General features: G+C 39.2%; 10 protein-coding genes and 1 pseudogene. All 11 read right to left on the reverse strand.

What is annotated here, in order from left to right; all coding sequences use genetic code 11:
• Positions 1–4: 4 nt before the first annotated feature.
• The gene (locus AB6D80_RS08445; protein ID WP_135385143.1) at positions 5–1,309 is read right to left on the reverse strand and encodes a flippase; all 1,305 of its coding nucleotides are present in this window, start codon (positions 1,307–1,309) and stop codon (positions 5–7) included.
• Positions 1,310–1,931: 622 nt separating this feature from the next.
• Positions 1,932–2,717, reverse strand: a complete 786-nt coding sequence (locus tag AB6D80_RS08450; RefSeq protein ID WP_135385145.1) for a glycosyltransferase family 2 protein — start codon at positions 2,715–2,717, stop codon at positions 1,932–1,934.
• Positions 2,714–3,262, reverse strand: coding sequence for a dTDP-4-dehydrorhamnose 3,5-epimerase (rfbC, locus tag AB6D80_RS08455; RefSeq protein WP_135385147.1), 549 nt, complete (start codon positions 3,260–3,262; stop codon positions 2,714–2,716). Before rfbC ends, AB6D80_RS08450 begins: the two co-directional genes overlap by 4 nt.
• Positions 3,263–3,266: 4 nt before the next feature.
• The gene (gene rfbD, locus AB6D80_RS08460; RefSeq protein ID WP_135385150.1) at positions 3,267–4,148 is read right to left on the reverse strand and encodes a dTDP-4-dehydrorhamnose reductase; all 882 of its coding nucleotides are present in this window, start codon (positions 4,146–4,148) and stop codon (positions 3,267–3,269) included.
• Positions 4,148–5,035, reverse strand: a complete 888-nt coding sequence (rfbA, locus tag AB6D80_RS08465; RefSeq protein ID WP_135385152.1) for a glucose-1-phosphate thymidylyltransferase RfbA — start codon at positions 5,033–5,035, stop codon at positions 4,148–4,150. The genes rfbD and rfbA overlap by 1 nt, the downstream gene beginning before the upstream one ends.
• Positions 5,035–6,132, reverse strand: a complete 1,098-nt coding sequence (gene rfbB, locus AB6D80_RS08470; protein ID WP_372188277.1) for a dTDP-glucose 4,6-dehydratase — start codon at positions 6,130–6,132, stop codon at positions 5,035–5,037. Before rfbB ends, rfbA begins: the two co-directional genes overlap by 1 nt.
• Before the next feature lie 939 nt (positions 6,133–7,071).
• Positions 7,072–7,182, reverse strand: a pseudogene (locus AB6D80_RS08475) (IS200/IS605 family transposase); the annotation flags it as partial.
• Between the two features lie 18 nt (positions 7,183–7,200).
• Positions 7,201–7,491: an IS200/IS605 family transposase gene (gene tnpA / locus AB6D80_RS08480; protein WP_135385156.1), complete on the reverse strand. Its 291-nt coding sequence runs from the start codon at positions 7,489–7,491 to the stop codon at positions 7,201–7,203.
• Positions 7,492–7,559: 68 nt separating this feature from the next.
• On the reverse strand, positions 7,560–9,734 hold the full coding sequence (locus AB6D80_RS08485) for a polysaccharide biosynthesis tyrosine autokinase (RefSeq protein WP_372188279.1): 2,175 nt from the start codon (positions 9,732–9,734) through the stop codon (positions 7,560–7,562).
• 136 nt (positions 9,735–9,870) lie between these two features.
• Positions 9,871–10,311 carry a low molecular weight protein-tyrosine-phosphatase gene (locus tag AB6D80_RS08490; RefSeq protein ID WP_372188281.1) on the reverse strand — a complete coding sequence of 147 codons (441 nt, stop codon included), beginning with the start codon at positions 10,309–10,311 and terminating at the stop codon, positions 9,871–9,873.
• 119 nt (positions 10,312–10,430) lie between these two features.
• Entirely contained in the window at positions 10,431–11,567 is a 1,137-nt protein-coding gene (locus AB6D80_RS08495) for a polysaccharide export protein (protein ID WP_371707617.1), read from the reverse strand.
• Between the last annotated feature and the right edge of the window lie 239 nt (positions 11,568–11,806).

The raw sequence follows: 11,806 nt of genomic DNA on the forward strand, positions 1-11,806 counted from the left end.
ACATTTATTTCAGTAAGACTATGCTCTTTAGTTGCATAAAAAATATATTACGACAAAATAAAAAATTTGATAATACCGTGGCTGACAATTGTGCTAATAATGCACTAATCGCAGCACCTTGAATTCCTAATTTAGGGATAAGAATTAGGTTTGCTATAATACAGACAACTAATCCTAAAAATGTCTTATACAAATTTAATTTTGCCTTTCTTTCCGTCAAGATCCACAAACTTTGAGCAACCCCCAAATTGATAAATAAGTTTGTAAATATAATAACTTGAAGAACACTCCCTCCGGTCGAGTATTCAATGCCAAAAAGTAGATTCACTATTTCTTCTGAAAGAAAAAAAATTGGCAAGCAAACCAACCAACCTAGAAAAGAGAAAAATCTAAATATGTTGCCTAATAAATTTAAGTAATCCTCTCTATTTTCATTATAAACTTTAGTTATATATGGTGTTAAGCTAACACTGAGAGTCATCGGTATAAATGCCCATAGTGTAGATAATGGTAATACAGCTGCATATATACCCAGTTGTTCTTCGCCTAATATGTTTTTTATTAGAATTTGATCTATTCTCATGTATAAAACAATTGAGATACTGCTAATAATAAAAGGCCAAGATTCCCTAATCAAATCAAGCGCTCTACTTTTAACCAAAATCCACCTTTCAACACATGGAAACCGTTTATAAGCGATTAATAAAGCTATTGCTGATAATAATGCTTCTAAAGCAACGATTATAGCGAATATAAATAACGGTGCATTTTGAAGAATTAATATTATTTTTATAATATTCGATATGGCGTATGAACATAATTTTGCAGCAACAGTTCTCTTGCTTTGGCTTTGACTTTGAAACCACAGGTCAATAGTGTCTGAACATTGAAAGGTCAATGAAGCGCCAACTAGGGTAACAAGGAAAAATGAACTAGAGAAGAATCCATCTAAAAAGCCAATGGTAAAGCAAGCAACCAGCCAGCAGAATACGCCAGATACTAACCTCAAGATAAATGTAGTACCAAGCAACTCATTCGATATTTGTATTTTTTTTGTTATTTCTCTGACAACAATACCATCCATACCTAAATTCGCCAAAGGTTGGAAAAAAGCAACAAAGGCTACAGCATAAGCTAATTCACCATTAGCACTAGGACCTAAATATCTAGCTACCCACGCGCCAACAAGTAGTCCCATACCCATTCTTATCAGTTTATCAAGCAGCAACCAAGAGCTGTTCTTTAAGACTTTTTCTATATCTTGATTACACTTAATTTTTATGATAATCGTGTTCAGTTTCTTAATCATAAAAAGTACTACTCTATTTATAATAATTAAAGTTGAAAGTAGTTGATATCGAGCTACGCCACATGAAAATTAGTTACAAAAAATCTCATATTTAACATTATTTCAAAATTCATTCCAGTTTGATCGTATATTTCTGATTATATTTCTTACAACACCACAAATACTCACTTAAGAAAACAACACAATCAGCCAGTCAAGGATTAAAAATAGATATCTATGGGACAGGTTTTTTATAAAAACTGGCAGTTAATATGAATTATTATTAACTAGGTGTAATATGATACCTACCGTAGATAAACACTGACTTATCATACTATAACTATTAGTAATGTCTTTACTGGGAAAATTTGGCGACACAATTAGCCACTGATATTACGCGCCCTAAAAACAGCATCTACCTGATAGTAATCAACTATTATTTTTTACACTGACGAATGGTTTGCCTTTTATGAGAAATTTAAAACCACTCTATTTTGGTTATTTGTTACACGCTACTAAATTAAAAATTATACAACACTATTCATGGCAATTTATTAAAATATGAAGCTAGCAACCTTATATTATCTCTTCCACCAGTTGCAAAACTAACCTTCAAATATGTATATTTATCGTATGCTTATTTTCATTTCAATATATTCTCAGAGCCGATAAGCATGCCCCTCTTCTTTAATAAAAACCTAACAGCACTCATTACATGCCAGTAGAAATGCTTGGATAGGTAGTCTCTATTGGCATGCTTCGCTAAGTGCACAGCTTTAATAAAGGGGAAATATAATACTCTTTCATTTATCAAATAACTACGATAGCAAATGTCTATGTCTTCACAATACATAAAATACCTTTCATCAAAACCACCAAGTGTTTTGTAATGTTCCGATTTGAAAGCAAGAAAAGAACCAGCTGCCCAGTCGACTTTAGTCGGCAACGTAATATTTTTCTTATCTACGATCGTTTTATTTTTCCCTCCAAAAAAAGATAGAAAAAAGTCAGTTAATCTTGGGAAATTACGAATTGAGTTATCTGAAATATTAGCATTAACATCTTTATGTAAGTTAATAGCTGATAATCTAGCTTTATTTTCGTTCATATTATCTATAAGTGAGTACAGCATTTTTTTTGAGATTGACACATCAGGGTTTAGAACAATAAAGTAATCATAAGCCTCCATCCCCAATTCACGACAGTAGTTGAAAATTATATTGTTATTTCCCCCAAAACCACAACCATAATCATTATCATCATTAAGCCAATGAAAGTTTTTATAGCGCTGCAGACTATTAAAATCATCACCAAGCTTGTTACTTTTAACTACTATTTGAAACTCGCCTGAGCATAATGAATTAACACATCCAAGCTCATTTATTAAGTCTGAATGTCCATGTGAAACAACTGAAATGTATATTGTCATAACATTCTCATAAGCAAGTTGAAGTCAACAGCATTTTCATCTTTTAACGACAATACAGGTGCACCAGACAAAGGCCAATCTATTGCAATAGTTTCGTCATTCCACTTCAAAGATATTTCCGCTTTAGAATTATAAAAGTCCGTACACTTATATACAAACTCCGCCTCGTCAGTTGTTACATAAAACCCATGAGCAAAGCCTTCCGGGACCCAAAGTTGACGCTTATTGTCTGCGGATAAATACTCCCCAACCCACTGACCAAACGTCGGAGAACCTTTGCGAATATCAACCGCAACATCAAACACTTCACCAGACACTACTCGTACTAGTTTTCCTTGAGTGTTTTCTGTTTGGTAATGCAGTCCACGTAAAATCCCCTTCTTGGACTTAGAATGGTTATCTTGAACAAACTGCGCAGGTTTACCTGTCACAAGCTCTTCAAATTTTTTTTGATTCCAAGTTTCCATAAAGAAACCACGCTCGTCACCAAATACACTTGGTTCTATAATTTTTACATCAGGAATACGGGTATCTATTACTTTCATTTTATTATCCAGTATACGCTTGAATATTATTTAAAGCTGCCTTCCAATCACTCGCTTCAATGGCGAAGTTTGCCATAATTTTCTCGTTACTCAAGCGAGAGTTACTTGGGCGCTTTGCCGGTGTTGGGTATTGGTCAGCAGTAATACTTGTTAAGTTCGGCTTTTTCACTAGCACCTTTTGCTCAACAGCAATATCAAAAATAGCATTAGCAAAATCAAACCAACTGACGTGTGGCAACCCCGAGTAATGGTAAATACCGAACTCAACAGCATCACCTTGATCAATACGCTTCGCTATGTGGATCAATGTATTAGCAATATCACCCGCATAAGTCGGACCACCAAACTGATCACCGACAATACTCAAAGTGTCTCGATTCTTTCCTAAACGAATCATAGTCTTAACAAAGTTATTACCTTGCTCACCAAAAACCCAAGCTGTTCGAAGGATAACGTGTTTTTCACATGCTTCAGCAACAGCAATCTCGCCAGCTAGTTTACTTTGCCCGTAAACACCTTGTGGGTTTGTTCTATCCATTTCGACATAATCACCCGTTTTATTGCCTTCAAATACATAGTCGGTCGAGATATGCATAATAGCCGCACCAACACTTTGTGCTGCTTGTGCTAAATATTTAGGGCCATCACGGTTAATTGCATAAGAAAGCTCAAGCTCCTCTTCAGCCTTGTCTACTGCAGTATGAGCTGCTGCATTAATAATAACAGTAGGTGCAAAATCAGAAACAACCGCATTAACGGCTTCTTGACTCGTAATATCTAGATGCTCTCTATCAAGTGCTAATAGCGTTATGCTTTTATAATTGTCTAATTTTTCTGTTAAACAAGAGCCTACCTGGCCGTAACAACCAGTTATTAATACTCGCATTAGTGTGCTACCTCTTTCTTAGTTTCACTAACTAAACGAGTCAAATACTGCCCATACTCATTTTTCATCATAGGTTTTGCTAAAGTCAGAACTTGCTCATCGCTCAACCATCCATTGCGCCAAGCAATCTCCTCCAAACAAGCCACTTTTAATCCCTGTACATGCTCAATGGTTTGCACAAAAGAAGAGGCTTCATGAAGGCTTTCATGTGTTCCTGTATCTAACCATGCGAAGCCTCGACCGAGTAACTCTACATTTAATGAGCCATCATTAAGATACATCTCATTGAGTGTGGTGATCTCTAACTCACCTCGATGAGACGGTTTCACTTGTTTAGCCATTTCCACAACTCGATTATCGTAAAAATACAAACCTGTGACTGCATAATTCGATTTTGGCAATTCCGGCTTTTCTTCAATCGAGACCGCCTTCATTTCTGAATCAAATTCAACCACACCAAAACGCTCTGGGTCTTTGACTTGATAACCGAAAACAGTAGCGCCAGATTCTCTTGAAGCTGCGTTCTGTAATGTTTGTGAAAACGACTGCCCGTAAAAAATATTATCACCAAGCACTAAACATACGCTGTCATCACAGATGAACTCTTCACCGATAATAAACGCTTGTGCTAAGCCATCTGGGCTTGGTTGAATCGCATATTCAAGATTAATACCAAAATCAGAACCATCACCAAGCAAGCGTTTAAAACCTGCATTATCTTCAGGCGTAGTAATAATCAAAATATCTTTAATACCAGCAAGCATTAAAGTCGAGATCGGATAAAATACCATTGGCTTATCATAAATAGGCAATAGTTGTTTTGATACGCCACGAGTCAACGGGTATAGACGAGTGCCAGAGCCACCAGCTAGAACAATCCCTTTCATTATTTCTTCACCTTTGATTCTGTTGTTTCTACACCCAAACGCTCACGCTGATAGCTGCCATCTTGTACATTTTGACACCACGCTGAATTGTCTAGATACCATTGCACCGTTTTAATAAGACCCGTTTCAAACGTCTCCTCAGGTGTCCAACCTAGCTCACGCTGCATTTTAGATGAGTCAATGGCATAGCGACGGTCATGACCTGGGCGATCTTGAACATACATGATCTGCTCTGCATACGCTGACTCTTTCGGTACCAACATATCTAGGATGTCACAAATCGTATTCACAACTTCGAGGTTTTTCTTCTCGTTGTGACCACCAATATTATATGTCTCACCTACTCTGCCTTCGGTTACTACTTTATAGAGTGCTCGTGCGTGATCTTCAACAAACAACCAATCACGAATTTGGTCACCTTTACCGTAAATAGGTAACTCTTTGCCTTCTAGCGCATTAAGGATAACCAGTGGGATCAGCTTTTCAGGGAAATGATATGGACCGTAGTTGTTCGAGCAGTTGGTTACGATAGTAGGTAGGCCGTAAGTGCGTAACCATGCACGCACTAAGTGGTCACTCGAAGCTTTTGATGCCGAGTATGGACTTGATGGTTCGTAAGATGTTGTCTCCAAGAACATTGGCAGTGCTGTCCCTTCTGGAACTTCATCAGGATGTGGAAGATCGCCATAAACTTCATCAGTAGAGATATGATGGAAACGAAACTCTGCTTTGGCATCCTCTTCAAGTTTATTCCAGTATTCGCGTGTCGCTTCTAGCAAGGTATAAGTGCCGACAATATTGGTTTCGATAAATGCTGCAGGGCCGGTAATAGAACGATCGACATGCGACTCAGCTGCTAGGTGCATCACTGCATCCGGCTTATGCTCCGCAAAAACACGGTCGAGCTCAGAGCGATTGCAAATATCTACCTGTTCAAATACATAGCGTTCATTCAAATCAACTTCGATAAGAGACTCTAAATTTCCTGCATAAGTGAGCTTATCAACGTTGATGACGCTGTCAGATGTATTATTTATGATGTGACGGATAACTGCTGAGCCGATAAAGCCTGCACCGCCTGTGACGAGGACCTTCATAGTTTTCTCTTATGGTGTACTGTTTGGTAACAACTCACTAACGTGAAAATGTATAGAGTTTTTGAGGTTTTAACTCTCAAAAATGTCTCCGCCATTTTTAAGCTGCTGAAACATTTTTTATTCATTTTAAGACGGCCTCTTTTAGGCAATCCTTTATAAAGTTTAGGGTTTGCTTACTTTTAGAATACGGCTCCTATAGCTCACCAAGACATATCTTAACATCTAGACTTGCCATCCACTTGCATTTAGGCACGCTACCGCCCTCAGGTTTGGCTCCTAAAGGCAATATGTTACAGTCTGTTTACATTATATAGAGTTATAAGTGCACTACATTCTAACAAAATAAGTGCTTGTTGCCCAATTTGAAATTTATCTGATTCCCCGCGCTCGCAGTAGTAGCCCCAAGAAAGCATAAGCACTAATGCCCTCTAGGTACCGAGCATCTATGATGGATGTTTGACAACTAGGGGAATCCATGTGGCCCTTATATTTTAATGCTGCGTTCTAGCCCTATATATGAGTAACCACTAGCTCAAACTCAACCCAGTGCTCGTTGCTCCTTTACATCTGGATATTGAGTTGTCGAGATAATCAACCTTGATTTTTCGATTGCACAATTTTATCAGTTTTATAGCTTCGTTTATGTTTGAAATCTTACACGTAAATGCTTGTGTAATGTAATTTAGACAAATTAAAGGAACATGTGTTGTTTAGAATAGTAGAGCAGATGAGACCTTGGAAAATACATAGTAGTATGGGATACACCCTAAATTAATCAGAAAAATATAAATCGCAGCATCATAAAAATTGAATAACCTACTATGATTGCGCAAAATTTATAGTATCACACCCCGTTATTTATTTTTTGCTTTACCCACACCACCACCGTTTTAACAATACATAGATTCAGTTAGAAAGACTTGCACGGGCTATCTATTGTTACAACTCCATGCGGAGTTGACCCGAATCCTTTTCGTCCTGCTGCCTAACGTAACTCGCTATGATTTGTTCATTCACGCCTACGCTACTGACAAAGTAACCTGGCGACCAAACAATGTTCTCTTTCCATTAAATCTGACTTAGCCGACTGAATGTTTTTCGCCTGTGGTACGACGATTGGCTTTTTAGTTTTCCCATTACGTCAGAGATACTGTACTTAGGTGGGATAAGCATAATCATATGCAGAAGGTCTTCATCAAAGCCTATTGTCTCTATCTCAACGCCACGCAATAACTTTGGCATAACCTTCCGTAGGTAGCTGCACATACCAGGATTCAGGGTTTGCCGACAGTATTTAGTTACCCAAACTACGTGATATTTCGTGTAATAAACACTGTGGGACGAGGTGTAATATTGCATTTAGCCATCGTACCGTCTCCAAAGGCATTCATCCACGGGTAAACCCTACTAGAATCATGTTCCTACTTCTACTTTACTTCATTACTAGTATAAGCATAACTGTAATAGCCGTAACCATAAGAACTTGATGCTTTCTTTTCCATAGCGTTAAAGATAACACCTTTTACTTCAATACCTGACTGTGCAAAACGATTACGTGCAACATCAATCTCTTTAACAGTATTTTGGCCAAAGCGTGCTACCATTAAGGTGGTACCTGCAAAAGCACCGACAATACTTGGGTCAGTTACCGCAAGTATCGGTGGTGTATCGACAATAACCAAATCATACTCTTTTGAAGCCCACTCCATTAATTCTGCAAAGCGTGGGTGCATTAACAACTCAGATGGGTTGGGCGGCACCTGACCGCGAGTAATCACATCTAAATTAGCTACGGCCGCTGTTTTAGTAAACTGGGAGAATTCCTGTTTACTACTTAACAGATCCGAAAGACCGTTGTCCCATTTAAAACCAAAACTTTGCTGTAGGTAACCTTTACGCATGTCCGCATCAATCAACAGCACCTTTTGGCCTGTTTTTGCTGCAACCGCGGCAAAATTGGTTGAGATAAATGACTTACCGATACCCGGTGCAGGACCTGAAATCATTAGAATGTTATTCTTTGCTTCTAGCATCGCAAAATGCAAACTAGTACGCAGGCCACGTAGTGCCTCGATGGACAGATCGGCAGGGTTAGATTCGGCGAGTAGTGCTTGAGTTCCCTTAGTTTTCTGTTTCTTCAACTTAAAACGATTGGTTAACTCTACTTGTAAATCTGATTTGGGTACGGCTGCATATACAGGAAGGCCAATTTGTTCAATTTGGTCTGGACTTTCAACACCGCGATGGAACGCTGCTTTCACTAAAACCAACGCAACACTTAGCATCCCACCCAGTAGCGTTGCTAACACAACAATCAGCGGCTTCTTAGGTTTTACAGAGTGAGCATACGCTTGAGCGTCATCTAAGATACGAACGTTACCGACCGTACCAGCTTTAATGATACTTAGCTCTTGCACCTTATTTAAAAGCTGAATGTAGATTTGTTGGTTTACTTCAACATCACGTGTCATACGCAAGACTTCGCGTTGTGTTCTCGGTAACTTTTGTACTTGCTTGTTTAGACGCTCTTTCTCGCCAAATAACGTCTTACGCTTATCAAGCAGGGCTTTGTATGCAGGGTGGTCCTTGGTAAATCTTTGGCTTATTTCACTCTCTTTAAACGTCAATTCATTCAACTGTGCTTCAAGCTCAACCATTACCTTCAAGGTTGATTGTGCTTCTAAACCCAAATCGATCGACTCGTTCTTCTGGCGGTAATTATTTAGTACGTCTTCATAACCGGTTAGCTCTGATTTAATGCCCGGAAGATGACTTTCTAAGAAAGATAGGCTCTTCTCTGCTTCCGCTGAATTACGTTTCACGTTTTGTAAAAAGTAAACCTGACTAATATGGTTGAGAATATCAGAAATCTGCTGTTTATTTTCGCCTTCAAAACTTAGCTTCAAAATACCACTTTGCTTACCTTGCTCAGATAGAGACAAAGAAGATTTCAACCATCCTATCGCTTCCAATCGGCTACGTTTGCTAATTGAGAATTCAAAATTGTTATGTGATTCAAAACCTGCCACAAACAAACTATACCCATCATAGCTTGTTAGTTCACCTACTTTACCTTGCAAAATAATACGCTCATCTTCACGTGCCAATTGATAAGTTCCTTGCTCGGCATCGAGAATTTTAATCGTATGTGCGTAGCTATTCGCATAGTTTGGCAAGGTGAAACGGCTAACCACAATATGGTTAATATTGCCGCTTAATCGAGCAAAGCCCTTACCGACAATTGGCACATAGTTCGGAGAGGTCACTGTAGTAAGATTGAATTTATCGACCGTTTCGCCCAAGATCATGCGAGACTTAATGATCTCCACTTCTGTAGTCGCAGATGATTCCTGAGAGAAAAGCTCTCCCATATCACCAACCATCGATGAAATGCCGCCAGAGCTCTTCTCTTCAATTTGAATCAAAGCATCCGCTTTATATATCGGCGTTGAAAGCAGAGCAATCGCAATACCAAACACAGCAAAAGCGAATGTGGTCAGCATAATTAGCCATTTGGCATCTAGCAAGATACCAAGCAGTTTTCCTAAATCTATCTCATCAGAGTTATCTGTTGGTGATTGCTGAGATGGTTGTTTTGTCATCAGATTACTACTTCCTAAATTATTGCTACTTAAGAGACGATATATACGCTATGTGTACTTCTCTTTTATATAATTCTGTTGGAGCTTGGCCACGTTTACGTTTAGAGCACGACATTTAAACACGGTAAAATTGTACCTACAGCTTTTTCGCCCAAGCTTGTGCCGCTTCGTCAATCAGATGATACGCGTGTTCAAACACCTCACGACTTTGACGGTAGGGATCGGGAATATCTTTTTGACCAATCCACTGGCCAAACAACATGGTTTTACCGCGCGCCTCTGGTGAGATTTGAGTGACCGCTTCTAAGTGCCCCTTCTCCATTACCAATATTAAGTCATATTGAGCACAAAGCTGTGGCGTAACTTGTTGAGACTGATGGTTTTCAACATCCACCTCATTTTCTGAGGCAATTGCAATCGCAGTCTTGTCTGCTGGTTTACCGATTAAACGACTTTTTTCAGCTGCAATTCCGGCAGAGGCTACTTCTTTATTAGGCAACAACTTTTGAAGAACACGCTCTCCAGTCGGGGAGCGACAAATGTTACCCACGCAGACCACTAAAATTTTATTAAACATAACTGATTTCTAACTGTAATGGGCTTAATAAGCTACACATATTTATAAACTAAACGAGCTTGTAAACATAAAAACCAGACCACATATGAAATGTGACCTGATGACTACTTTATCTAAACCTAAGGCCAATTACGGATACGTAATGCACCTTCAGTCAAATTATTAATTCCGTTAATGGTTGGTAGTAACTGCCCAACAACACGGTTCCAGCGGCTGATTGGCGCTGCCGTTACATAAACAATATCGTAAGGTTTTAAATCAAACTCTGTACCAATTACCAGTGCTGAGGCATCTTCTATATTAAGTTGGTAAATGTCGGCCATGCGTTCTGATTTATCATCAGAAGTTCGAATCACAAACACCCCCGTTGCGTCAGCTGTAAGTTCATTTATTCCACCAACATTACTGAGGGCTTCAGTCAAGCTCATACCCACTCGATCAATCTTTAATAGTTTCGGCTCTTTTACTTCACCCATCACGAATACTTTCTGCTTGTCATTACGAGGCACGTGAACAATATCACCCGCTTGCAGTAAACGGTTTTGTGTGAGGTCACCTCGCTGCATCAAGCCGTACAAAGACAGGCTTTCTTCAATGCCGTTACGCGTCAATGAAACATTTCGCCAATCAGCATCTTCGGATAAACCGCCAGAACGGTTCACGGCATCCAATAACGTCAATGGGATATTGGTAATCGCTTGCTGCCCTGGTTTAGACACCTCACCTGTAATGTAGGTTTTCTTAGAGCGGAAGGCCGCCACGTTAACATCAACCTGTGGGCTTTCTATGTATTTCGCCAAACGTGCTGCTATGTCAGAACGAATTTCGCGAACGGTTTTTCCTGACACTTCTACTGTTCCAATATATGGATAGAAAATTGCTCCGTCAGCATGAACCCAGTTACCCGCTTCGGTACTACTACGGTAAGAACCCGCTGGAATCGTTAATTCAGGATGATCCCAAATGGTGATATTCAAAATATCACCGACACCCACTTGATATTCATATTTTGCGACATCGATATCAAGCTTAGGGTTGGCTTGTGAAACCGACAGAGTGTTTGTTTGGTAACTCGATACAGATTGAGCCGTCAGTGGATAAAGGTTAACCACATCAGAAATATCAGACTTATGCTGTTGCTCTGAAGGCTGAATCACATTCTTGTTGCCTGTCGAAAGGTGAGAGCCAGGAGTTGCACACCCTGCTAATAATGCAGGAAGGAGCCCTACTAGGAGTCGATTTTTATTAATCTTCATGTTGACCAATTCATAGAAACGAAATGTGGGCGATATCCCAAAAGATACCCGATAAAAAGAGAATTTAGCTATTGTAGCTCTCACACCATGTTATAAGCATTAAAGTAAAAGGGTTAATACCTGATTGACTCACCGCACTTGTACGCAGGCTCAGGTACGCTACCGCCCCTTGATATTCCGCGAAATCACACTGCGTGAGTTAATTTTCCCCTAACAAATAAAATAAAATAAAATAAAAA

This window comes from Vibrio sp. 10N.247.310.17, assembly GCF_041466605.1.
Classification (GTDB): Bacteria; Pseudomonadota; Gammaproteobacteria; order Enterobacterales; family Vibrionaceae; genus Vibrio; species Vibrio tasmaniensis_A.

Coding starts and splice junctions, on each gene's coding strand:
- AB6D80_RS08495 (WP_371707617.1), bottom strand. CDS start 11,567: ATGAAGATTAATAAAAATCGACTCCTAGTAGGGCTCCTTCCTGCATTA.
- tnpA (WP_135385156.1), bottom strand. CDS start 7,491: ATGCAATATTACACCTCGTCCCACAGTGTTTATTACACGAAATATCAC.
- rfbB (WP_372188277.1), bottom strand. CDS start 6,132: ATGAAGGTCCTCGTCACAGGCGGTGCAGGCTTTATCGGCTCAGCAGTT.
- AB6D80_RS08450 (WP_135385145.1), bottom strand. CDS start 2,717: ATGACAATATACATTTCAGTTGTTTCACATGGACATTCAGACTTAATA.
- AB6D80_RS08490 (WP_372188281.1), bottom strand. CDS start 10,311: ATGTTTAATAAAATTTTAGTGGTCTGCGTGGGTAACATTTGTCGCTCC.
- rfbC (WP_135385147.1), bottom strand. CDS start 3,262: ATGAAAGTAATAGATACCCGTATTCCTGATGTAAAAATTATAGAACCA.
- rfbD (WP_135385150.1), bottom strand. CDS start 4,148: ATGCGAGTATTAATAACTGGTTGTTACGGCCAGGTAGGCTCTTGTTTA.
- AB6D80_RS08445 (WP_135385143.1), bottom strand. CDS start 1,309: ATGATTAAGAAACTGAACACGATTATCATAAAAATTAAGTGTAATCAA.
- AB6D80_RS08485 (WP_372188279.1), bottom strand. CDS start 9,734: ATGACAAAACAACCATCTCAGCAATCACCAACAGATAACTCTGATGAG.
- rfbA (WP_135385152.1), bottom strand. CDS start 5,035: ATGAAAGGGATTGTTCTAGCTGGTGGCTCTGGCACTCGTCTATACCCG.